Source organism: Halanaerobium saccharolyticum, from assembly GCF_003259895.1.
GTDB classification, from domain to species: Bacteria; Bacillota; Halanaerobiia; order Halanaerobiales; family Halanaerobiaceae; genus Halanaerobium; species Halanaerobium saccharolyticum_A.
This window is the reverse complement of record NZ_QLME01000003.1, coordinates 69,875-91,930: the sequence shown is the minus strand read 5'-3', so window position 1 is coordinate 91,930 and position 22,056 is coordinate 69,875. Positions and strand designations below refer to the sequence as shown.

Genomic DNA, 22,056 nt, shown 5'->3' with positions numbered 1-22,056 from the left:
GGGTATAAATTAGCTGTTATATTGAAAAGACCAGGTTATAAGATAATAACTTTTTTCTTTTTCAATCTTTAGTACGCGTTTTGTTCCCTTATTTTTAAGATGACCATTATTTTTAAATGGAGGTTTTATTTTTTTTAGTCTGTAATCAAACTGCTGTACTTCCATAAATTCTAATGTTTTATTCAGTGGAGAAGCTAAAAGTTTAGAAAATTTCATTGCTTAAACTTCCATTATCTCTTCTTCTTTTTTCTCAACGATATTATCAAGTTTACCAATGTACTCATCAGTTAATTCCTGAACATTTTCCAGACCCCGGTGCATATTATCCTCAGAAATTTCTCCCTCATCTTCTAACATTTCAAGTTCTTCGTTAGACTCTCTTCTAATTGCACGAACTGCAATTCTACCTTTTTCCGCTTTTTCATGCAAAATTTTAACAAGCTCTTTTCTTCTTTCCTCTGTTAACTGGGGAATGTTGATCCTAATTACACTACCATCATTACTGGGATTAAGACCTAGATTCTCCTGCATAATAGCTTTTTCAATTGTTTCAATATTATTTTTATCCCAGGGTTCAATTACTATCTGTCTGGCTTCAGGAGCAAAAACTTTAGCCATCTGCTGGATTGGAGTAGCTACTCCATAATTGTTTGCTTTTATATTTTCCACAAGTGAGGGTCTGGCTCTACCAGTTCTAATAGTATTTAAATCTTCTTTAGTTTTTTCAAGTGTCTTTTCCATCTTTTTTTCTGTTTCTTTCATCACTTCTCTAAACATAAATTTGTCCTCCTCAGATCTAATTATTAACTAACAGAAGTTCCAATGTTTTCGCCAAGTAATACTCGTTTAATATTACCTTCTTTTTTAACTGCAAAAACTTTTAAAGGTATTTTGTTGTCCATACAGAGAGAAACAGCTGTAAAGTCCATTACCCTAAGAGAATTATTCAGTAAATCAATGTAAGATAAAGTCTCATGTTTTTGAGCATCCTCATTAACACTGGGATCAGAATCATAAATCCCATCAACATTTTTAGCCATTAAAATAACATCTGCAGATATTTCTGCAGCCCTTAGAGCAGCGGTAGTGTCAGTTGAGAAAAATGGATTTCCTGTGCCTGCAGCAAAGATAACAACTCTTCCTTTTTCTAGATGTCTAATTGCACGACGACGAATATATGGTTCAGCAATCTGACGCATCTCAATTGCTGATTGAACGCGTGTTTCAATCTCAAATTTTTCAATGGAATCCTGTAATGCTAGAGCATTAATTACAGTTGCCAGCATCCCCATATAATCAGCTGTACCGCGGTCCATTCCTTTAGCACTACCAGCAATTCCTCTGAAAATATTACCACCACCAACTACAACTGCCATTTCAACATTTGTAGTTTTAACAACATCACTAATTTCTGCTGCAATTTTTTTAATCATTTCGGGATCAATACCAAAACCGTTATTACCGGCCAGCGCCTCCCCACTAATCTTAAGCAGTATTCTTGAATAAACTGGTTTTTCCGTCATTATATAATTAACCTCCATTAAATATTATTCTTCAATTTTTAGCTAATTCCTTTTTTATAAGCAAATTTACTTAAAAAAAGAGAACACTCTCTCCAGTGCTCTCCTTTTTTAATTATTATTGATTTTTTGTCATAGCAGCAACTTCAGCAGCAAAGTCCTCTTCTTTCTTTTCAATACCTTCACCAATTTCGAAACGTGTAAACTGTTTTACTTCCATATCGTTTTCTGCCAGTATTTCAGCAACAGTTTTATCATCATCTCTAACAAATGGCTGCTCTAAAAGACAGACCTGGGTATAATACTTATTGATCTTACCTTCTACAATTTGATCAAGAATATGCTCAGGCTTACCTTCATTTAACATCTGTTCCTTATAAATTTTCTTTTCTTTTTCTATTGATTCTGAATCTACAGAATCACGGTCTAAAAATTCTGGATTGATTGCAGCAATATGCATTGCTACATCTTTAGCAGCTTGAGCTTTTTCTTCAGTAAATTCATTGGCAAATTCAACTAAAACACCAATTTTTCCACCCATATGGATATAGCCAAATAAATAGCCATCAGTTTCGACTCTCTTAAATCTTCTCAAATTGATATTTTCACCAATATTAGCAATAGCTGCCTTAATAACATCACTAACAGTTTCTTTCTCATCTTTAAACCAGACTTCATTTTCTACAGTTTCAACATCTTCAGCTTCACTCTGCATTAGATGCTCAGAAATATCAGAAACAAGAGACCGGAAGTTGTCATTTTTAGCAACAAAATCAGTCTCAGAGTTAACCTCAACTAGAACACCTTTTTTACGATCATCACTTATATTTAAGCTTACTAATCCCTCAGCAGCAACTCTACCTGCTTTTTTAGCAGCAGCTGCCATACCTTTTTCTCTTAAATGCTCAACAGCAGCTTCAATATCGCCGTCAACCTTATTAAGAGCTTTTTTGCAGTCTAGAACACCTGCACCGGTGCGGGAACGAAGCTCTTTTATATCTTTCATTGTAACTCCCATTTATTAAAAACCTCCTTATAATAACTTATAAAATAATATTAATCATTTTTCTTCACATTTAAACAATATTTATTAATTTATATTAACTATCTAAAGTTAAATATAATTAAAATTTTGCTAGAAAAAAAGCGCTGCAAAGCATAAAAACTTTACCAGCGCTTTTATTAAGTCTTAATTATTCAGCAGTATTTTCTTCAACTTCAGCTTCTTGTTGTTTAGCTTCAGCTTCCTGTTTACCTTGCTTTCCAGCAAGTACTGCGTCAGAAATAACACTGGTAATCAATTTGACAGCTCTAATAGCATCATCATTACCAGGAATGACATAATCTATCAGATCTGGATCACAGTTTGTATCTAAAATTGATACAATTGGGATATCCAATTTTCTAGCTTCAGAAACTGCGATATCTTCTTTTCTTGCATCTGTAATAAAGATTACATCTGGTAAACCATTCATATCTCTAATTCCACCGAGGAATCTCTCAAGCTTATCGTGTTCTTTGTTTAACTCAATAACCTCTTTTTTAGGAAGAACTTCAAAAATCCCTTCTTCTTCCATTTGCTCGATTTCTTCTAAACGATCAATACGTTTTTTGATGGTATTATAATTTGTTAACATACCACCTAACCAACGCTGATTTACATAAGGCATTCCGCATTTTTCAGCTTCTTTTTTAACAGTTTCCTGCGCCTGACGCTTAGTTCCAACGAACAATACATTTTTCCCTTGAGCAGCCTGTTCCTTAACAAAGTTATAAGCTTTATCAATTAACTTAACTGTCTGCTGAAGATCAATGATATAAATTCCATTTCTTTCGGTGAAAATATATTGTTTCATCTTTGGGTTCCATCTCTTAGTCTGATGACCAAAATGAACACCCGATTCGAGGAGTTGTTTCATGTTTACAACTGACATAACTCCTGCACCTCCTTTCTGGTTTTAGCCTCCGACAGCATCAACTCTAAACACAACTGTATAAAATACAGCACCAGCATTTAGATCAACTATCGTGTGTATTTTGCCACAAAAAAGTATACCATAGACTCAGAATTTAATCAAGCTTTTTTGAAAGAATTCTTTTTCTAAAGCAGTTAAAAGACTCCTCAAATAAAGAGAGGAGCCTGTAAAATCAACTTAATCTCTAAAAATTAACCTTTAACCTTTTCTAATTCATCTAATAAATTATCATTAAGAACTTTAATATATGTTCCCTTCATTCCTAAGGAACGAGATTCAATTACCCCAGCACTTTCAAATTTACGTAAAGCATTTACAATAACAGATCTTGTTATACCTACTCTATCTGCTACTTTACTTGCTACTAATAAACCTTCTTCTCCATCTAATTCTTCAAAAATATGTTCGATGGCTTCTAATTCGGAATAAGATAAAGTATCAATCGCTATTTGAACAGCTGCTTTTTTACGGGCTTCTTTTTCTATTCTTTCACTGCGGGAACGTAAAATTTCCATTCCTACAACTGAAGCTCCATATTCTGCTAATACTAAATCTTCATCATCAAATGGTGAACCATAACGAGCTAATACTAAAGTTCCAAGTCTATCTCCTCCACCAATAACTGGAACAATAGTTGTTAATTTATCTTCAAATAAACAATCTTCACCATCAGCAAAAACACACTTGCCATCTTTTTGTTCAATATTAGACTTGGTTTCCCTAATCCTTAGCAAACCTTCATTATATTCCTCCGGAAATGATCCCTGATCAATAACCTTTTCTTCCATAATCTCACATTCAAAATCATCACGAAGACTATAACCTAAAATTTTCCCTTTTTTGCTTGTCACATACACATTACACCTTACAGCCTCTTTTAAAACATAAGCCATATCAGAAAAATCTACTGCATTTCCACCTGTTCTCTGTAATAATCGATTTATTTTTCGACTTTTTTCTAATAAACTACCCATTTCAATCTCCTCCATTTTCTGTTTTGAAATTATAAAATATATTTACTTAAGTCTTTATTTGCTACAACATCCTTTAATTTATCATTAACATAATCTACATCAATTTCAATTTCCTGTTTAGTTAAAGTTGGTGCTTCAAAAGAAAGATCCTCTAATAATTTTTCCATTATTGTATGCAGCCTTCTGGCTCCAATATTTTCAGTCTCTTCGTTAATATCATAAGCGAAACTGGATATTTCTTCTATAGCATCTTCACTAAAGTTAATCGTTATCCCCTCAGTCTCTAATAATGCCTTGTACTGTTTAACCAGAGAGTTCTGAGGCAGTAGAAGTATATCCTTAAAATTATCTCGACTGAGGCTGTCTAAATTGACTCTTAAGGGAAATCTACCCTGGAGTTCTGGTATCAAGTCAGCTGGCGAAGAAACATGAAATGCTCCTGCCGCAATAAATAAAATATGATCGGTTTTTACCGAACCGTGTTTGGTACTTACAGTTGAGCCTTCAACAATTGGTAGAATATCTCTTTGAACACCCTGCCTTGAAACTTCAGGGCCGGATCCTGATTCTCGACCGGCTATCTTATCCATTTCATCTAAAAAGATTATTCCATCTTCTTCAACTGTTTTTATTGCTTCTGACTTAACCTGATCCATGTCAATTAACTTTTGAGCCTCTTCGTCTTTGAGCATTTCTTTAGCCTGAGCAATAGTTACTTTTTTCTTCTGTTTTTTATTTGGAAAAATATTACCCAGCATATCTTTAAAATTAATACCCATTTCTTCAACTCCGGAACCTGAGAAAACATCCATCATTTGAGTATTATTTTCTTCTACTTCAATTTCTATTTTTTGATCATCAAGCTTACCTTCTTTGATTCTCTGGTACATTCTCTTTTTTCTGGCAGCAATTCTATCATCTACATCATCTGATTTTTTATTAATGTCGTCAACCAGATTAGAATAATATTCATCTTTATTTTTCTTTTTGCCGGGAAGCATCCGGTCTACAATTCGTTGAATTGCCTGTTTCTCAGCTTCAATTTCAACCTCTTCCATTTTGGCTTCTTTGACCATTCTAATTGCAGATTCTGTAAGATCTCTAATCATTGATTCTACATCACGACCTACATAACCTACTTCAGTAAACTTAGTCACTTCTATTTTGATAAAAGGAGATCTGGCAATTTTAGCAAGTCTGCGAGCAATCTCAGTTTTACCAACACCAGTAGGCCCAATCATCAGAATATTTTTTGGAATGATCTCATCTTTCATCTCATCTTTAACCAATTTTCTTCTGTACCTGTTTCTGAGGGCAATAGCTACTGATTTTTTAGCTTTTTCCTGTCCGATGATATATTTATCCAACTCAGCAACAATTTCTTTTGGGGTTAATTGATTATCCACCTGTTTCAGACTCACCTCCATTTAACTCCTCTAAAGTAATATTTTCATTAGTATAAATACAAATAGAAGCCGCTATTTTGAGTGCTTCACTGGCGATATCCCCGGCATTCAGGTTTTGACCATGATTTGATAATGCTGTTGCAGCCGCTCTTGCATAAGGGCCACCAGAACCAATAGCAGTAATCTTGCCATCAGGTTCAATCACATCACCATTACCTGAAATAATAAGGATTTCCTCCAGATTTGCAACAATTAGCAAAGCTTCAAGTTTTCTTAAAATTTTATCTGTCCGCCATTCTTTGGCCAGCTCAACTGCTGCCCGCTGCAGACTTCCATGATATTCTTCCAATTTACCCTCGAATTTTTCAAATAGGGTAAAAGCATCTGCAGATGTACCGGCGAATCCAGCTAAAATTTCACCATTATATAATCTTCTGACTTTTTTGGCTGTACTTTTCATAACTGTATTACCCAGGGTTACCTGTCCATCTCCAGCCAGGGCCATACAACCATTATGTTTTACTGCAACTATAGTAGTTGCTTCAAAATCTGTAATTGACAATTTAGAACCTCCTTTACTTATAATCTTATATTTTTAAATTGTCACATGATTCAAAATATTTTAATCTATTTTGTTTATATTACCATGAAAAGATCAAAAATGTCAAGTTAACGCTCTTAATTTCACAATATTTTAACCATATTCTAATCTTTTTACATATTTTAGCGCTTAATTTTATTAGTTATAATTATTATTGTAAGCGCTTTCTTGAGCTGATTTTAAGGGCTTTCTCCAAATTAAAAGTTCCTAAAAATTTGAAGAAAGCCAGATAAATCAAATTTATTCTGCTTTTTCAGTATGTCCACACTCTTTATTGGTACATTTATAGTGTTTTCCTTTAGCTTTAGTTGTTTTCTCAACCATCAGACTGCCGCATTCAGGACATGGTTTTTTAACCGGTTTATTCCAGTTCATAAAGTTACAGTCTGGATAATTACTGCAGCCATAAAAAGTTCTCCCTTTTTTAGAAGTTCTCTCTATGATTTCACCATCTTCACATTCCGGACAGTCAACACCAGTTTTGATCAAATATGGTTTAGTGTTTTTACATTCAGGATAACTGGAGCAGGCCAAAAATTTACCATAACGACCATACTTAACTACCATTGGACTACCACATTTTTCGCAGACTTCATCAGTTTCTTCAACAATCTGGACACTCTCCATATTTTCTCTTGCATCTTCCAGACGCTGATAAAAGGGCTCATAAAAATCCCTCAATATTTTTTTCCAGTCTTCATTTCCTTTTTCTATTTCATCCAGTCTTTTTTCTAAACCTGCTGTAAATTCAACATCGGTTACATCAGGAAAATAATCAGTTAATAGTTCAGTTACAGTTTCGCCAAGTTCTGTCGGCTTAAAATAGCGCCCTTCCTTTTCTACATAATCCCGGGACTCTATTGTAGACAGAGTTGGAGCATAGGTACTCGGGCGTCCTATCCCTTCTTCTTCTAAGGTTTTTACAAGTGTAGCCTCCGAATATCTGGGAGGTGGAGTTGTAAAATGCTGTTCTGGATTTGTTTTTAATAAACTGTATCTATCTCCCTCTTTTAAAACTGGAAGGTCAATATCATCTTCTTTTGCTTTTCCAGTTAAAATTAAATGTCCAGGGAATAAGAGACGAGAACCGCTAACTCTAAACTTGTATTTTTCTCCAGTTTTAAATTGGGCAGAAATACTTTCGTAAAGAGCCGGACTCATCTGACTGGCAACAAATCTTTTCCAGATTAGATCGTATAATTTATATTGATCTTTAGATAAATGTTTTTTCATTTTCTCAGGTGTTCTCTGAGTATCAGTCGGCCTGATAGCCTCATGTGCATCCTGAGCATTAGAATTTTTCTTTGATTTTTTCTTTGAACTTTTTAAAAATTTATCTCCATATTTATTTAAAATATAATCTCTGGCACCATTTTTTGCTTCATTGGAAAGTCTGGTGCTGTCTGTTCTGATATAAGAAATCAGACCAACTGTACCTGAGCTCCCAAGATCTATACCTTCATATAGCTGCTGAGCAATATACATTGTCTTTTTAGCAGTAAAGTTAAGTTTATTAGATGCCCGCTGCTGTAAAGTAGAAGTTGTAAATGGTGACTTAGGATTTCTTCTTCTTTTACGTTTTTTAACTTTAATTATTTCAAAATCCTGATCTTTGATATCAGCAATAACCTGGTCAACTTCTTCTTTACTCTCTAAATTAAATTTCTTATTATTAATTCTATATAAATCTGCCTTTAAATTTTCGTCTTTTTCATTTTTTAAATCAACTTCTAAACTCCAGTATTCTTCCTCGTCAAAATTTCTAATTTCCTCTTCTCTTTCACAGATTATTTTGACAGCAACTGTCTGAACTCTACCCGCACTTAAACCTTTGCGTACTTTTTTCCATAAAAGGGGACTTAAACGATATCCCACCAGACGATCAAGTAACCTCCGTGCCTGCTGGGCATCCACTAGATCCTTATCTATAGTCCGTGGATTTTTAATTGCATTCTGAATTGCAGTTTTAGTTATTTCATTAAATTCTATTCTGTTATTATCCTCATCAGATAATTTTAGGGCATAAGCTAAATGCCAGGAAATAGCTTCTCCTTCTCTATCAGGGTCAGTTGCAAGATATACATCTTCACTTTTTTTAGCTTCTTTTCTTAATTTACTTAAAGTTTTTCCCTTTCCCCGAATAGTTATATAATTTGGTTCAAAATCATTTTCTAAATCTATTCCCAATTTACTTTTAGGTAAATCACGAACATGACCCATTGATGCTTCTACTTTATAATTTCTGCCTAAAAACTTCTTAATTGTCTTTGCCTTTGCAGGCGATTCTACAATTACTAAATTCTTCTTTTTCTTTGCCATTAAATTGATACCTCCAGTAAACCTTTAGTTTACTCTCTGTTGTTTTAAAAGATTGCTGTCAAATTCATTTATTTCAGCTGAAATTGTCAGCATTAATTCTGAATCATCAACAACATCATTAATAATATCCCAGACTAAATCAGCTTTTAAATCATCAACACTTGCAATCTGCATCATTCTATAAATAATAATTTCCAGTTCATCTGCTGATAAAACACCAAGCCCATTCAATTTATAAATTATGGCCTTGATTTCATTACTAAAATAAAAATTTTCTACTTTTGTAAAAACCCTATTATAACCACTCGGCATTTCATAATCAATATAAAAATCACGATCTTCAACGGAAATAACTTCACTAAAAATAACTTCAAATGCTTCACTAATATTTTCAATTGTATAACCCTGGTCTTCTAATTCAATTATAACATCTTCCTGTTTCCGCCAGAGATCCTCATCATTCAGCATTTTATGGATAAGAATACTTAAAATTTCTATAACTTTTTTATTCATATTATTCTGGCATTTCTGCCGATTAGGCCTCCCTATCATAAAAAATCTTTAACTAGTATATTATTATATTGGTTTAAGGAGATTTTGTAAACCCTTAAATTGATATTTTTTACCTTTTAAGCGAATTATAAGATTCATTAACTCTAATTTTACCAGTATTTGATCAACTTTTTCTGTAGTCAAATTACTTAATCTAACTAGATCATTATAATATATTTCAATTTCATGTTGAAAGAGTTTTAGAATTTTAATTTCATCTGAATTAAGCTCGGGATAAACTTTATTGAATAATTCATCTGTTTCTACAAATTCATTCTGTTTTTTATTATTCTGTAAATATCTACTTAAATAATCTATAATATCACTAACCTTTGTAAAAATTGCTGCTCCTTTTTTGAGCAGCCTATTACAGCCAACAGAATTCGGACGATCAATATTTCCTGGTACAGCCATAATATCTTTACCCTGTTCCAGAGCATAATCAACTGTAATCAGAGTACCGCTCTTTTCTCCAGCCTCAACTACTAAAATTAAATCTGAAAGACCACTAATTATTCTATTCCTTCTGGGAAAATTATTAGCCCGGGGAGCAATCTCAGGATTAAATTCTGTTAGCATTAGACCTTTATCCATTATTTTTTGAGATAATAATTTATTTTGAGAGGGGTAAAGGTAATCAAAACCATTCCCTAAAACCGCTGTAGTAATGCCACCATCTGCTGCTAATGCCCCCTGGTGAGCAGTGCTATCAATCCCCCTGGCAAGACCACTAATTATATTTACTCCCATTTTTGCCAGCTCTGAAGCGGTTTTGCTGGTAATTTTTCGTCCATAAAGAGTTGAGTTTCTTGAACCTATAATAGCAACAGCGGGCAGCTGAAAGTTTAAACAGCCTTTATAAAATATAACAGGGGGAGGGTCATAAATTTCTTTTAACCTATCTGGATATTGGTCATTATATAAGGTAAGATAATTAATATCCTCTTTTTTAAAATCAGCAAGAATATCCTGAGGCCTAAATTCTTCTTTATGCTCATTAAATTTTTTTATTTTAAAATCTGTTAAGCCTATATTTTTTAACTGCTGCTTATTTAAAGACCACATTTCTTCTAATTTATTCAATTTGTTTTTCAAATCAATAATTGTTCTGGGACCAAATCCACTCAGCTGATTTAAGAAAATTATCACCATCTCATTAATATCCATAATTTGCCTCCTTAATTTTAATTATATTATATATCCAAATTTTGTTAAAAGCAAATTTAATCTAACATAAATAATAAGCCGGAATTTTATGGCTAATAAAGGAAATGATAATTTATTCTTGAATATATTATTATAGAAGTTATTTCAAATTAGTTTTAACAATAAGGGAGGTAAAATTATTGCTCAAATCTACTAAATATAATACAATCCTCTATTTTTTAAGTATTCTGGCATTTATCATGGGTTTTATTATAGTAATCCCTCTGGTTCTTGCTTTTATCTATCAGGAGGGAAATAGCATCTATCAGGCATTTTACTATACTATTATTATTTCTCTAATTACAGGCACAATTTTAAAACTACCCGAGGAATTAAAGTAATGAGGTTAAATATTTTAGGGGGCTTATTTAATCGGGAAGTCAAGAAAATTTATTTACCAAATCATGCTGTACTACCTGTTACCCTTGATAAGAGCATCATAGATAGTGATGAAATAAATAAATTAACAGGCTTATTTTCTTTCTGGCTATTTTTAATTGTAATTGGAGGTATAATCACTTCTGTTTTTTCTGATCTTGACGGCTGGCAGGCGTTTTCTGGGATGTTTTCAGCAATGGGAAATATCGGACCCTTTTTCTTTTCAGTGGAAAAAATGGCTTCCCTCTCTCCCGTTATTAAAATGACTTATATTATTGGCATGCTGGCTGGAAGATTAGAAATACTGCCGATTATAATTTTATTTACTAAAAAAGCCTGGGAAAAATAAATAATAAATTCAAGCTCTAATAATGGAGGTAAAAAAATGTATATAATTATTGCTGGTGGAGGTATTGCCGGAAGAAACTTAACAAAAAGTTTAGTCCAGAAACATGATGTTATTGTAATAGAAAAAGATCAAAATGTTGCTGAAAAAATATACAGCCGTTATGGTGCAGTAACTGTACTGGGTAGTGCAACTAGAATTGATATTTTGAAAGAAGCTGGTATAGAAAAATGTGATGTTGCAATCGCGGTAATGAGAGATGATGCAGATAATTTATCCTTTTCTCTGCTGGCTAAAAACTTTGGGGTGGAAAAAATTCTGGTAAGAATGAGAGAACCGGAATACGAAAATGCCTATCAGATGGCTGGTGCAACCAATATTGCTGCTACCATGGAGTTAATTGTGGACCGTTTTATTACCGATATTGAAGAACCTGATGTCCGAAAAGTTGCTTCACTTGGAGATGGAAAAGCTGAAGTTTCTATTTTAACTATCCCACCTGAGTCACGAATTTCAGGAATGAAAATCTCGGAAATTGTAAGTCAGAAAAATTTTCCTGAAAACTGTGTAATTGCAGGAATATTTGATAAAAAACAGGATAGATATATTGTGCCCAGAGGTAATAGAGAAATTTTTGCTGGCAATCAGGTCTTTCTGGTAGCTTCTAAAGATGATATGGAAAGAGCAGCCAACTTTTTACTTAATAATGAATAATAATTTATTTAATAATAAATAAAACTGCAAAAAAGCTGAGCCTATTTTATCTGGGCTCAGCTTTTTTGCTTTATAATTAGTATAATTCTATTTTTGCTGATAGAGAAACACTGATATTAACCTTTTGTTCGGCCAGTGGAACTTCCGAAAAATTTCCTTTTTCGGCAGTTCTAGTCATAGTTTGTAAGGCATCACTACCATGAATATTCTGATTTCCTAAATTTATTTCTTTGATCCTATAATTTTCTTTATCTAGATTCTCTGCCATAAAAGAAGCCTTATCTTTAAGAGAGCTTAATGCTCGAGCTGTAACTTCTTCTAAAGCCTGTTCATTGCTTTCCAGGCGATAGTTAATATTGACTACTCTATTGGCACCAGCCTCCAGTAATCGGCCCAATAAGACGGGTAGTTCAGATAAATTAGTAGAAGTAAATTTAATCTGATTGTTAACCTGATAATAAGTAATTCTTTCCTCTCTATCTTCATTATACCTTGTAGAAGGATAAACTCTAAATCCCTGTGTTTCTACATTTTCCAACTCTTCTTCTTCTAAAATTGTCATTAATTCACTTACAATTCTATTATTTTCTTCCACTGCTGCTGCCTGTTCTGTATTTTCGTTTTCAAAGCCAAGCACTACCTCAACAATATCAGGATCATATTCCTGCTGCTGACTAATATTTAAATTAGTAGTAACATAATCTTCTTTTACCTCTTCGGCGGGAACTTCTCTCTCTGCCATTTCTAAAGTTGGAACATTAAAATATAAACCGTTTATCACTAAAACAGATAGTAAAATTAAAGCTATAAAAACTAAAAACATTCCTAAATTTTTATTCACAAAAATCGCCTCCATTTGCTTTTGTTAAATTACCTTTATTAAGATTAATAATTAAGCTCTTAAATATATAATTCTAATAAGATTGGAAAAATCCTTTTTTATTTTTATAATTGAGAAATAAATATTTAATTTTTTTCTCTCAGAGCAAATGAGATATTTTGATAACCTTGATTTTTAAATTCTTCAATTAAAAATATAACTGATTCAAAGTCACTTTTTCGATCTGAATAAATTTTAACTTTTTTATTTTTTTCAGTGTTAATGACAGTAAAAAGCTCATCAATATTCTGACTGCTATATTTTTTTTCATCAAAATAAATTTCATTATTTTGTTTCAAAAATATATTTATCTCTCCCTGAGTTAAACTCTGACCGATGCTGCTGGCAGGAACTGTAATATTATATAAGACTTCCTCACCCTGTAGAGTGGAAGATACCAAAAAGAAAATCAGGAGCAAAAATACTATATCAATCATTGGGGCCAGATTTAAAGTAGAATTCTTTTCTTTAAGCTGATATTTCATTATTTTTCAGCTCCTTGATCTCTTCTCTAAAAAGCCTGCTTTCACTTTCCAGCCTCAAATTATTCATTTGATTGTGGAGTCTTTCTATTTTTGAGTAAAAATAATGATAAAAAGCTGCAGCAGGCAGGGAAATTATTAAACCAGCCGCAGTTGTAAATAGAGCTTCAGAAATACCCAGGGCCATCTGTTCCGGACTACCTCCTACACCTAAAACCTGAAAAGTTTTAATCATACCGCTGACTGTCCCCAGCAGTCCTAAAGTTGGTGAAACCTGAGCAATAAAATTTAGAAAGCCTAAATGTTTCTCAAGTTCAGGTAGTTTATCCACCTCTTCTGCATCCAGATATAAATTAAATTCTTCTCGACTTTTAGGGTTTTTTGCTAACAAACTGTGATAAATATCTGCGGCAATACCTTTTTCATTTTTTAAAATATTATTCTGCTTATTTGCAGGATCAAAATTAATAATCCCCTTTAAATATTTATCCTTATTTATTCTTCTATATTTCAAAAGAAAAATAATACTTCTCTCAATAACTATAAAAATCATTAAAAATGCTGCTAAAAGAAGTGGATAAGCAACAATACCTGCTGTGTCAATAAATTCTGTAATCATAATTTATACCTCCATTTAGTTTAACTTAAAGCGGATGGGAAGATTAACTATTACTTCAACCTTATTACCATCTTTTTCTGCAGCTTTAAATTCCCAGCTAGAAATTGCATTAAGGGCTGATTGATCAAAAGAATTATAACCGGAACTCTGATAAACTTTTAAATTATGGACTTGACCCTCCTCATCTACTCTTAAGGAAACTATAACTTCACCTTCAATATTTCTTCTTCTTAAATTTGAAGGGTATTTTGGCTTTAAATAATTTTTAATACCAGGTTTTTTAATTGAACTTAAATCACTATTTCTTAAGTCATATACTTTATTTTTCTTGATTTTTGGATTATTTTCTTCAGGCTCAGAATTATTACTATTATTTCTTTTTGCTCTCTCTATACTTTTATTATCTTCTTTAGTCTTATTGATTGTACTTTCATTTAAACTTATTTGTTCGAAATTCTGATTGTTTTCAATTTGAGACTTCTTATTTTTTTTCTCTTCTTTTTTCAATCCAGCCAGATATTTTTCTAAATCAAATTTATTTTCTTTATCTCTGGTTTTCTGAACTTTACTTTTTGAATTATCTTTTGCCTTTTCAGATTCTGTATTTTTTAACCAGGATGGTGCCTTATTCTGATCTTTTTTCAATTCTTTCATTTCTTCTGTATCAATTTTTTTTTGATCTTTATCATCTTCTATTTTATTATTCTCAACTTCAACTCGATTTTCCGCTTGAATTATTCTTTTCTCAGATTTTACTTTCTCATTAGTTTGATTTTTTGCTGGTGTAATCGCTTCCATCTCTTTTTCTAAAATATTATTATCTACTTCCTTATTAATTTCATTTTTCTTTTTCAATTTATCCTCTTTCTGCTTTTCTTGAGGTCTTTGTGTTTTTACTACTGTTTTAGGTTGATCATTCTCTTCTGATAATTTTTTAGAAATAGATAATAGTTCTATTTTAACTTCTTCCTTTCTGAGAGGTTTTATATTTTCTGTCAAAAGTTTTAAAGAACTAGCTTCCAGCAAAAAGATAAAGGATAATGATAAGAGAAAAGCTGTAAAATATATTATTTTTTTTTGCTTCATTATCATCCCTTCTTTTGGTTTTTATTTAAAATTTGGTAATTAAATTGAGCATAAAGTTACGGCCGGGCATTGGGTAATTTTCAACAACCTGATAATCCTGGTCAAATAAATTATTAACAGTTAATTTAATTTTATAATCTCTTTTTATCATTTTTATATTTTTGATAAAATTTAAATTACAAACTGTGTAATTTTCTAAATCATCAATTCTTCCTCCAACATGACTCACATTAAATATTAATTTATAGTTTTCTGGTTTATAACTTAAAGAAAGATCATTATAATATTGATCTTTTAATAATTCGTTAGTTTTAACATTTCTACTATCCAGATAAGTATGACTATAACCTAAAATTAAATTATCAGTTATATTATTACTTAAATTAAATTCTAATCCATCTGTTTCTGTTTTCTTAATATTTTTGTAAACAGGATTTGGATAACCAACAATTTCATTTTCTAGTTTACTTTTAAATAATACAGCTTCCATTTTACTATTACTTAGCTCACTTTTAATACCTATTTCATAATTCTTAGATTTTTCAGGTACTAAATCTGGGTTACCCTCTAACCATAATTCATCCCAATACAATTCATCAAAAGTTGGAGCTCGATAAGCTTCTCCATATGAAACAAATAGATTATTATTATTTACACTATATAACAAGCTTATTCTTGGATTAGTTTCTGAACCATAATCTTCATTATTATCATACCTAATTCCAGTATTTATTTTTAGATCATTAAATCCAGTATAACTATTTTCTAAAAAGATAGCTTTATTAGTTGCCTCATAAATTTCGGGCAGCTGTGAACTATCTAATTCATCATTATTAACTTCAAGGCCATAAGTCAAGGTGTTATTATCATAATATAAAGTATTATTTAATTCAAAACCAATTTTTTCTTTTAAATGAGTATTATCAACATAAAAATCAGGATTTTTATAATTAGTTTCCTGATCATTATAATAAATAGAAGTTTTAAGATCATAATTTTCCTTATTTCTTTTATAAGTTAATCTATAATTTTTCATTTCATCTTCTTGATTTGCATTTGGAGATTGCATATTTATTGAGCCCGGAATTTCTTTATCAGAATTATTAGAGATTATATCAAAAATAAATTCATTATATTGATTTAGATTATAATTTATTTTTGTAGAAATATTGTATTGATCTAAACCACTATTATCAGGATTATCTCTAAAACCATCCGAATTTACTGTTTCTGCAGTTATCATTATATCCAAATTATCAAGTATAATACCATAATTAAGTGCTGTTTTATAAGTATTAAAAGATCCTATTCCAAACTCTAAATTTAATCCTTCCATGTCAGAAGCTTTTTTAGTTATAATATTAACTACACCACCTAAAGCATTTGCACCATAAACTGCAGAAGCTGGGCCTTTTAAAACCTCAACTTTTTTTACATTAGAAAGCAAAATTTGACTTAAGTCAACATCTCCAATCATTCTGGTATTAATGGATTGTCCATCTATCAAAATTAATACTTGATTAGAATCGCTTCCCCTAATACTTATAGTTTTACTACCAGCTGGCCCTCCATAATTGGTAATTTGGACTCCTGGAAAAGACGAAATTAACTCTGCCACATTCTGAGCATTACTCTCTTCTATCTCATCCTGATCAATAAGCTCAATACTTACCGGAGTCTCCATAATACTTTCCTCATAACGGCTCGCTGTGACAACAACCTCATCCAATTCCATAACTTCTACCTGCGCACTTACCGGCACCGCGGAAATCAAAAGCGCTGTAAGCATGACTAAAACTGCCTTTTTTAACATTTTAAATTCCTCCTTGTGTTTTGTCTGCTCACAGCCACCTAAGACAAAATAAGGCTATAAAATATAAAAAAACACCCAGGTATCAATTGAGGGTGTCTAAAGACGCATAATAGCCCACAACCATTCCTGTCTCGAAGATGGCTGTCATCTTTTTAGGCAGGTCTCCTGACTTTACAGCTTTACCGATTTACCTTCCCCAGCACCATTGATGAGTGAGTGGTATTAATCGGCCTACTAATTAACAGTGGCGGACCCGTTCAGGAATTTCACCTGATTCCCTATTATCTTCTAATAAATAGAAGCACCTAAAAAGAGAACATTATTTTCTTTTCTAATATTTAATTTCGTGAAATTTGTTTAAAATCCTCTATTTTATTTGTTTTAAACAAAAATAATTTTCTTTTGCATATTTTTAATTTCATCTGATAAAATAGCTAAATCACACACTAAAAGATTAATTATAAATTTCTGAATAAAATATTATAAATATGCAGGAGTTTCTATTTATTTACATAATTATATAATATATTCTAAAAAGGAGGTATTTTAATGGCGCTACACAATAAAATTGGGGAAATCGGGGAAGAAATCGCAGTAAAATATCTAAAGAAAGAAGGTTATTATATTGTAGAACGAAATTATAGAAATAAATTTGGAGAAATAGATATCATTGCCGCTAAAAATGATTATACTATCTTTATTGAAGTAAAAAGTAGAAGTTCCGTAAATTATATCGAACTGGCCCACTCACTCTATTACAAACAGATTCATCATCTGCGTCGGGCTGCTATCTTCTATTTTGCAGAGAAAAATATCCATCTAAGTTCAATTCGTTTTGATTTAATCGCTCTAAAAATTGATCCAGCTGCCAGAAAAATTGATAAGCTTAAGCATTTTAAAAATATTATCAATTAAGCTTTATTTGATTATTTTAAATCTGATAATAACTAATTATAAGATTGAAAGGAGAATAAAATGTATTCCTATTTGTACTCGGCTGTTATTCATGGAGTAAAGGCAGAAATGGTAAAGGTTGAAGTAGATATTTCTAGAGGTTTACCAGGTTTTAATATTGTTGGACTTGCCGGAAAAACTGTTCGAGAATCAGCAAAAAGAGTTCGCTCAGCTATAATAAATTCCGGATTTGAATGGCCTGTTAAAAAGATAACTGTAAATCTTGCTCCTGGTAATATTAATAAATATGGTTCTCATTTTGATTTTGCGATTGCAGCTGTACTACTGGAATGTTCCGGACAAATAAAAATTAAGAATAAAAACAAAAAAATTTTTGCAGGAGAATTAAATTTAAATGGCAATCTCAATCATGTTAAGGGAGTACTCTCAATGCTGCTGGCAGCTGGAGAAAATAATTATCTGGAAGCCATAATTCCTGCTGCTAATCAAGAAGAATCCTTATTAGTAAAAAATTTAAATCCTTATTTAATAAACCATTTAAGAGAGCTTGATAATTTAGAAAATAGTGCTGCAGAAGTTAATAAAAATTTAAATTCAAATGAAAAATCAGTTTTAAATTATCCAGACATTAGCGAAATTAAAGGTCAAAAAAATGCAAAAAAGGCAATAATAACTGCTGCAGCTGGCGGCCACAATTTACTATTGATTGGACCTCCAGGTTGTGGCAAAACAGTACTGGCAGAATCTATAGTTAAACTGCTGGCACCTCTGAATAGGAAAGAATTGCTTGAGACAGCCTCAATTTACAGTATCAATAATAATTTGGAAGAACTTAATCTTAAGAAGAGATATCGTCCTTTTGTGGCTCCTCATCATTCAATCACTTCTGCTGCTTTAATTGGAGGAGGTCACATACCTGTGCCTGGAGAAATTTCTCTGGCTCATAATGGTGTCCTCTTTTTAGATGAGCTACCCGAATTTAAAAATAGTGTGCTGGCAAATCTAAGAGAACCACTGGAAAAAAAGAAAATTAAAATTGTTCGCCAGCAGGGAAGTTATTATTTCCCGGCAAATTTTCAATTTCTGGCTGCAATGAATCCCTGTCCCTGCGGTTTTGCAGGAGTTAAAAATAGGAAATGCAAGTGTTCGGAGCGAGATATTGTTCGGTATCAGCAAAAACTTTCTGGTCCCTTAAAAGATAGAATTGATCTACAAATTGAAGTTTTACCCTTAAAAAAAGATGAAATATTATTAAAAGAATCTGAAGCTGATAATATCAACTATAATCAACAAATAAAAAAAGCCCGCAAAATGCAGGCTGAAAGATATCAAAATACTGAAATCAAAAATAATTCTGAGCTCCAGTTAAAAGATATAGAAAAATACTGTCAGCTAAATAGCAGCTGTGATAAAATCTTAAGTCAGGCCTATCAACGTCTCAAACTAAGTGTCAGAGGCTATATTAGACTGATGCGGGTAGCTCGAACAATTGCTGATCTAAATAGCAATCCTCAGATTAAAGAATCTGATTTAATAGAAGCAGTAGACTTTCGCTGGTATGCAGAAAAATCAGAAATGCTTCTTTAGATATTTAATTAAGGGTACACCCAGGATTAAAACAACTGCTGCTTCACTTAGTCCAATTTGAATAACATTTAGCCAGTAAGGAAGATCAAATAAAATATGCAGATAAATACTGATTAGAAAAGCATTAAATAAAATTGGACTTAAATAAGCAAAAACATTGTCCCTATTTTTATATGTCACATAGGCAGCCAGGAGCGTAACAAGACTGCCACCAACAATATCAACTAAACCAAGGCCTCCTATAATATTGGCCAGCAGTACACCTAAAAATAATGCTGGTATGGCTTCTGGAAATAATATGGGAAGAACTGTTAGAGCTTCGGCAGCTCTAAACTGGATTGGCCCAAAACTTACAGGAGCCAAAAAATATGTAATAACAACATATAAGGCAGTAATTGCGGCTCCTCTGGCTAATTTTTTTGTATCCATTTTTTTATCTCCTTTCTTTAAAAACATTAAGATATAAATATTTAATAAGCAAAATTATTTAATAAAGTGATTTGATTTTTATTATTCCAGAAAGTCTAAAGTTATTCTGGAACTCTACCAAATGATTTGCGGTGAATTGGAGAAGAACCATGTTTTTCTAGAGCTGCTATATGTTCTGCAGTTCCATATCCTTTATTAGACTTAAAATTATACTGTGGAAATTTTTCAGCATATTCAAAAATAATATTATCCCTTGTTACTTTCGCAATTATAGAGGCTGCTGCAATAGCATTAACCTTTGCATCACCATTAACTATTGTATGTTGTTCCACAGTTAGATCCGGAATAACTGCATTACCATCAACCAGTAGAATATCTGGATTATTTTCTAATTCAGGCAGCAGATCTTTAACAGCCCTTTTCATAGCCACAAAGGTAGCTTCCCGGATATTATATTTATCTATTTCACTGCTGGTAGCCTGTCCAATACCTACCCTGGCCTTTTCTCTAATTTGAGAAAATAACTCTTCTCTTTTCTCCCGGGATAGTTTTTTTGAATCATCCAGACCAAAAATTTTTGATTCAGAATCAAGTACAACAGCAGCAGCTACTACTGGTCCAGCAAGAGGTCCTCTACCTGCTTCATCCAGTCCAACTATCATCTGATAACCTTTTGTCTGCAGTTCAGCTTCAATTTTATTCATTTTGTTCCACTTCTCTTGCACAGCTTCCTTTTTAGCAATTTTTCGTTCCAAGCTGGCTGCAATTTTTTGAATCCCTTTACGGGAATCCTGTTTTAAGATTTCAATTATCTCCGGCAGCTGTTTATTTATTTCAAGCTCAGCAGCAAATGATTTAACTTCTTTAATTGTTAGTTGAGAAAACTCCGGTAAATTTAGATTTTCAAGTTTATTCATTTTCCGATTCCACCTTTTGTTCAGCTGCCTCAGCAGGTTTTTCCAGAGTTAGTTCACCCAGCTTACCATCACGAAAATCATTGATTACTATTCCAGCTGCCCGGTTGCGATCTACCTTACCTCCGGTCATTAAACAGCCTCTTTTGCGTCCAATATCAGCAAGAATATCGTAGGGATGGTCTTCTAAAAAATCAAGCTCATAAGTATCTAACAAAATTTCTTCATTTATATTTACAATAAATTGAATTAATTTATAAGCAGCAAGCTCAAAATCAAAAATGTCATTATCAACAGCACCTGTTAATGCTAATTTATAGGCCATATCTTCATTCGAAAATTTAGGCCATAAAATACCTGGTGTATCAAGCAGCCTTATCTTTTTACTAACATTAACCCACTGCCTGCCCCTGGTTACTCCTGGTTTATTTCCAATAGTAGTTATATTAGAACCGGCTAGCAGATTAATCAGAGCAGATTTACCTACATTTGGGATACCAATAATCATTGCCCGCAGCCGGCGGGGGTTTCTTCCCTTTTGTGCCAGTTTAGCAGCAATACGGTCATAAGTATTATTTAATATACTCTTTAATTCACTCACACCTTCACCTGTCAGAGAATTAAGCAGCACTGCATCTTCATCTGTCTCATTTTTAAAGTATTTAATCCACTTTTGATTATATTTCGGGTCAGCCAGGTCCTTTTTATTCAAAACAGTGACTTTAGTCTGATCATTAATTAATTTTCTAAGATCAGGATTCTGACTGCTTAAAGGCACTCTTGCATCAGCAACCTCAATTACAATATCGACTAATTTTAAATCTTCCTTCAAAATTCTCTTTGCTTTGGCCATATGGCCGGGATACCACTGTATCATTATAAAAACTCCTCAAAACTTTTTTCTGAATCATATTTATTTAAATAATAATATATTTAAATATTGAAAAAAGGTGGAGAAAGTCCCCACCTTAGAATCAAATAATTATTTTCTTTCTTCTCTTTTTTCTTTAATTCTAGAAGCCTTACCTCTTCTATCCCGCAGATAATAAAGGCGAGATCTTCTAACATCACCACGGCGTACTACAGTAATTGTATCTAACTTTGAAGTATGTAGTGGGAAAGTTCTTTCCACACCTACACCGTGAGCAACCTTACGAATGGTGAAAGTTTCGCTTAAGCCACCACCATTTCTTCTAATTACAACACCTCTAAATGGCTGCAGTCTTTCTTTTCCACCTTCGGAGATTAAAACTTTAAGATCTAATGTATCTCCAACAGCAAATTCGGGAATATCATCACGAATTTGTTCTTTTTCTATTTCATTGATAATGTTCATCTA

The 22,056-nt window shown here is 32.4% G+C and carries 25 protein-coding genes and 1 riboswitch; of the genes, 5 read left to right on the top strand and 20 right to left on the bottom strand.

What is annotated here, in order from left to right; translation table 11 throughout:
• Window positions 1-9: 9 nt before the first annotated feature.
• The 11 genes from C7958_RS03405 to dprA form a co-directional block, all read right to left on the bottom strand.
• Entirely contained in the window at window positions 10-216 is a 207-nt protein-coding gene (locus C7958_RS03405) for a hypothetical protein (protein ID WP_111571273.1), read from the bottom strand.
• A 3-nt stretch (window positions 217-219) separates the two neighbouring features.
• On the bottom strand, window positions 220-777 hold the full coding sequence (gene frr, locus C7958_RS03400) for a ribosome recycling factor (protein ID WP_111571272.1): 558 nt from the start codon (window positions 775-777) through the stop codon (window positions 220-222).
• 26 nt (window positions 778-803) lie between these two features.
• Window positions 804-1,523: a UMP kinase gene (gene pyrH / locus C7958_RS03395; RefSeq protein ID WP_111571271.1), complete on the bottom strand. Its 720-nt coding sequence runs from the start codon at window positions 1,521-1,523 to the stop codon at window positions 804-806.
• A gap of 115 nt (window positions 1,524-1,638) precedes the next feature.
• Window positions 1,639-2,538, bottom strand: a complete 900-nt coding sequence (tsf, locus tag C7958_RS03390) for a translation elongation factor Ts (protein WP_111571270.1) — start codon at window positions 2,536-2,538, stop codon at window positions 1,639-1,641.
• 175 nt (window positions 2,539-2,713) lie between these two features.
• On the bottom strand, window positions 2,714-3,454 hold the full coding sequence (gene rpsB, locus C7958_RS03385) for a 30S ribosomal protein S2 (protein WP_111571269.1): 741 nt from the start codon (window positions 3,452-3,454) through the stop codon (window positions 2,714-2,716).
• A gap of 233 nt (window positions 3,455-3,687) precedes the next feature.
• On the bottom strand, window positions 3,688-4,470 hold the full coding sequence (gene codY / locus C7958_RS03380; RefSeq protein ID WP_111571268.1) for a GTP-sensing pleiotropic transcriptional regulator CodY: 783 nt from the start codon (window positions 4,468-4,470) through the stop codon (window positions 3,688-3,690).
• A gap of 29 nt (window positions 4,471-4,499) precedes the next feature.
• Entirely contained in the window at window positions 4,500-5,897 is a 1,398-nt protein-coding gene (gene hslU, locus C7958_RS03375; RefSeq protein WP_181453805.1) for an ATP-dependent protease ATPase subunit HslU, read from the bottom strand.
• Window positions 5,869-6,438: an ATP-dependent protease subunit HslV gene (hslV, locus tag C7958_RS03370; RefSeq protein WP_111571266.1), complete on the bottom strand. Its 570-nt coding sequence runs from the start codon at window positions 6,436-6,438 to the stop codon at window positions 5,869-5,871. The genes hslU and hslV overlap by 29 nt, the downstream gene beginning before the upstream one ends.
• Window positions 6,439-6,717: 279 nt before the next feature.
• Window positions 6,718-8,796 (bottom strand): type I DNA topoisomerase, encoded by a 2,079-nt coding sequence (gene topA, locus C7958_RS03365; RefSeq protein ID WP_111571265.1) that lies wholly within the window; start codon window positions 8,794-8,796, stop codon window positions 6,718-6,720.
• Between the two features lie 24 nt (window positions 8,797-8,820).
• Complete coding sequence (locus tag C7958_RS03360; protein ID WP_111571264.1) at window positions 8,821-9,309, bottom strand: DUF494 family protein; 489 nt, start codon at window positions 9,307-9,309, stop codon at window positions 8,821-8,823.
• A 63-nt stretch (window positions 9,310-9,372) separates the two neighbouring features.
• Entirely contained in the window at window positions 9,373-10,515 is a 1,143-nt protein-coding gene (gene dprA / locus C7958_RS03355; protein WP_111571263.1) for a DNA-processing protein DprA, read from the bottom strand.
• Window positions 10,516-10,694: 179 nt separating this feature from the next.
• On the opposite strand from dprA, the gene C7958_RS03350 reads away from it, so the two are divergent.
• The 3 genes from C7958_RS03350 to C7958_RS03340 are packed head-to-tail and all read left to right on the top strand — an operon-like array spanning window position 10,695 to window position 11,992.
• Window positions 10,695-10,895 carry a hypothetical protein gene (locus C7958_RS03350; RefSeq protein ID WP_111571262.1) on the top strand — a complete coding sequence of 67 codons (201 nt, stop codon included), beginning with the start codon at window positions 10,695-10,697 and terminating at the stop codon, window positions 10,893-10,895.
• Window positions 10,895-11,281, top strand: a complete 387-nt coding sequence (locus tag C7958_RS03345; RefSeq protein ID WP_243834228.1) for a potassium transporter TrkG — start codon at window positions 10,895-10,897, stop codon at window positions 11,279-11,281. The genes C7958_RS03350 and C7958_RS03345 overlap by 1 nt, the downstream gene beginning before the upstream one ends.
• Window positions 11,282-11,317: 36 nt before the next feature.
• Window positions 11,318-11,992: a potassium channel family protein gene (locus tag C7958_RS03340; protein WP_111571261.1), complete on the top strand. Its 675-nt coding sequence runs from the start codon at window positions 11,318-11,320 to the stop codon at window positions 11,990-11,992.
• A 76-nt stretch (window positions 11,993-12,068) separates the two neighbouring features.
• On the opposite strand, the gene C7958_RS03335 is transcribed toward C7958_RS03340, so the two are convergent.
• The 5 genes from C7958_RS03335 to C7958_RS03315 all read right to left on the bottom strand — a co-directional run bounded on the left by C7958_RS03335 (window position 12,069) and on the right by C7958_RS03315 (window position 16,872).
• Window positions 12,069-12,833 (bottom strand): SIMPL domain-containing protein, encoded by a 765-nt coding sequence (locus C7958_RS03335; protein ID WP_111571260.1) that lies wholly within the window; start codon window positions 12,831-12,833, stop codon window positions 12,069-12,071.
• 125 nt (window positions 12,834-12,958) lie between these two features.
• Entirely contained in the window at window positions 12,959-13,357 is a 399-nt protein-coding gene (locus tag C7958_RS03330) for an ExbD/TolR family protein (protein ID WP_111571259.1), read from the bottom strand.
• Window positions 13,341-13,973, bottom strand: a complete 633-nt coding sequence (locus C7958_RS03325; protein ID WP_111571258.1) for a MotA/TolQ/ExbB proton channel family protein — start codon at window positions 13,971-13,973, stop codon at window positions 13,341-13,343. Before C7958_RS03325 ends, C7958_RS03330 begins: the two co-directional genes overlap by 17 nt.
• Before the next feature lie 15 nt (window positions 13,974-13,988).
• Window positions 13,989-15,059 (bottom strand): energy transducer TonB, encoded by a 1,071-nt coding sequence (locus tag C7958_RS03320; RefSeq protein ID WP_133960264.1) that lies wholly within the window; start codon window positions 15,057-15,059, stop codon window positions 13,989-13,991.
• Between the two features lie 25 nt (window positions 15,060-15,084).
• Window positions 15,085-16,872, bottom strand: coding sequence for a TonB-dependent receptor plug domain-containing protein (locus C7958_RS03315; protein ID WP_111571256.1), 1,788 nt, complete (start codon window positions 16,870-16,872; stop codon window positions 15,085-15,087).
• A gap of 138 nt (window positions 16,873-17,010) precedes the next feature.
• Window positions 17,011-17,196, bottom strand: a riboswitch (cobalamin riboswitch).
• A gap of 225 nt (window positions 17,197-17,421) precedes the next feature.
• Between C7958_RS03315 and C7958_RS03310 the strand changes: the two genes are divergently transcribed.
• Window positions 17,422-17,787 carry a YraN family protein gene (locus tag C7958_RS03310; protein WP_111571255.1) on the top strand — a complete coding sequence of 122 codons (366 nt, stop codon included), beginning with the start codon at window positions 17,422-17,424 and terminating at the stop codon, window positions 17,785-17,787.
• 60 nt (window positions 17,788-17,847) lie between these two features.
• Entirely contained in the window at window positions 17,848-19,374 is a 1,527-nt protein-coding gene (locus C7958_RS03305; RefSeq protein WP_111571254.1) for a YifB family Mg chelatase-like AAA ATPase, read from the top strand.
• Here the strand turns inward: C7958_RS03305 and C7958_RS03300 are convergent.
• From C7958_RS03300 to rplS, 4 genes are all read right to left on the bottom strand, one after another.
• A complete protein-coding gene (locus tag C7958_RS03300; protein ID WP_111571253.1) occupies window positions 19,357-19,803 on the bottom strand; it encodes a QueT transporter family protein in 447 nt (148 codons plus the stop codon). The genes C7958_RS03305 and C7958_RS03300 overlap by 18 nt on opposite strands.
• Before the next feature lie 101 nt (window positions 19,804-19,904).
• Window positions 19,905-20,720, bottom strand: a complete 816-nt coding sequence (locus C7958_RS03295; protein ID WP_111571252.1) for a ribonuclease HII — start codon at window positions 20,718-20,720, stop codon at window positions 19,905-19,907.
• Window positions 20,713-21,594: a ribosome biogenesis GTPase YlqF gene (gene ylqF / locus C7958_RS03290; protein WP_111571251.1), complete on the bottom strand. Its 882-nt coding sequence runs from the start codon at window positions 21,592-21,594 to the stop codon at window positions 20,713-20,715. The genes C7958_RS03295 and ylqF overlap by 8 nt, the downstream gene beginning before the upstream one ends.
• Before the next feature lie 105 nt (window positions 21,595-21,699).
• On the bottom strand, window positions 21,700-22,053 hold the full coding sequence (gene rplS, locus C7958_RS03285) for a 50S ribosomal protein L19 (RefSeq protein ID WP_111571250.1): 354 nt from the start codon (window positions 22,051-22,053) through the stop codon (window positions 21,700-21,702).
• Window positions 22,054-22,056: the final 3 nt, after the last annotated feature.

Excerpts from the sequence above, each read along its gene's own strand:
- C7958_RS03405 (WP_111571273.1), bottom strand. The coding sequence starts at position 216 with ATGAAATTTTCTAAACTTTTAGCTTCTCCACTGAATAAAACATTAGAA.
- frr (WP_111571272.1), bottom strand. The coding sequence starts at position 777 with ATGTTTAGAGAAGTGATGAAAGAAACAGAAAAAAAGATGGAAAAGACA.
- pyrH (WP_111571271.1), bottom strand. The coding sequence starts at position 1,523 with ATGACGGAAAAACCAGTTTATTCAAGAATACTGCTTAAGATTAGTGGG.
- tsf (WP_111571270.1), bottom strand. The coding sequence starts at position 2,538 with ATGGGAGTTACAATGAAAGATATAAAAGAGCTTCGTTCCCGCACCGGT.
- rpsB (WP_111571269.1), bottom strand. The coding sequence starts at position 3,454 with ATGTCAGTTGTAAACATGAAACAACTCCTCGAATCGGGTGTTCATTTT.
- codY (WP_111571268.1), bottom strand. The coding sequence starts at position 4,470 with ATGGGTAGTTTATTAGAAAAAAGTCGAAAAATAAATCGATTATTACAG.
- hslU (WP_181453805.1), bottom strand. The coding sequence starts at position 5,897 with ATGGAGGTGAGTCTGAAACAGGTGGATAATCAATTAACCCCAAAAGAA.
- topA (WP_111571265.1), bottom strand. The coding sequence starts at position 8,796 with ATGGCAAAGAAAAAGAAGAATTTAGTAATTGTAGAATCGCCTGCAAAG.
- C7958_RS03360 (WP_111571264.1), bottom strand. The coding sequence starts at position 9,309 with ATGAATAAAAAAGTTATAGAAATTTTAAGTATTCTTATCCATAAAATG.
- dprA (WP_111571263.1), bottom strand. The coding sequence starts at position 10,515 with ATGGATATTAATGAGATGGTGATAATTTTCTTAAATCAGCTGAGTGGA.
- C7958_RS03345 (WP_243834228.1), top strand. The coding sequence starts at position 10,895 with ATGAGGTTAAATATTTTAGGGGGCTTATTTAATCGGGAAGTCAAGAAA.
- C7958_RS03340 (WP_111571261.1), top strand. The coding sequence starts at position 11,318 with ATGTATATAATTATTGCTGGTGGAGGTATTGCCGGAAGAAACTTAACA.
- C7958_RS03330 (WP_111571259.1), bottom strand. The coding sequence starts at position 13,357 with ATGAAATATCAGCTTAAAGAAAAGAATTCTACTTTAAATCTGGCCCCA.
- C7958_RS03325 (WP_111571258.1), bottom strand. The coding sequence starts at position 13,973 with ATGATTACAGAATTTATTGACACAGCAGGTATTGTTGCTTATCCACTT.
- C7958_RS03320 (WP_133960264.1), bottom strand. The coding sequence starts at position 15,059 with ATGAAGCAAAAAAAAATAATATATTTTACAGCTTTTCTCTTATCATTA.
- C7958_RS03315 (WP_111571256.1), bottom strand. The coding sequence starts at position 16,872 with ATGTTAAAAAAGGCAGTTTTAGTCATGCTTACAGCGCTTTTGATTTCC.
- C7958_RS03310 (WP_111571255.1), top strand. The coding sequence starts at position 17,422 with ATGGCGCTACACAATAAAATTGGGGAAATCGGGGAAGAAATCGCAGTA.
- C7958_RS03305 (WP_111571254.1), top strand. The coding sequence starts at position 17,848 with ATGTATTCCTATTTGTACTCGGCTGTTATTCATGGAGTAAAGGCAGAA.
- C7958_RS03300 (WP_111571253.1), bottom strand. The coding sequence starts at position 19,803 with ATGGATACAAAAAAATTAGCCAGAGGAGCCGCAATTACTGCCTTATAT.
- C7958_RS03295 (WP_111571252.1), bottom strand. The coding sequence starts at position 20,720 with ATGAATAAACTTGAAAATCTAAATTTACCGGAGTTTTCTCAACTAACA.
- ylqF (WP_111571251.1), bottom strand. The coding sequence starts at position 21,594 with ATGATACAGTGGTATCCCGGCCATATGGCCAAAGCAAAGAGAATTTTG.
- rplS (WP_111571250.1), bottom strand. The coding sequence starts at position 22,053 with ATGAACATTATCAATGAAATAGAAAAAGAACAAATTCGTGATGATATT.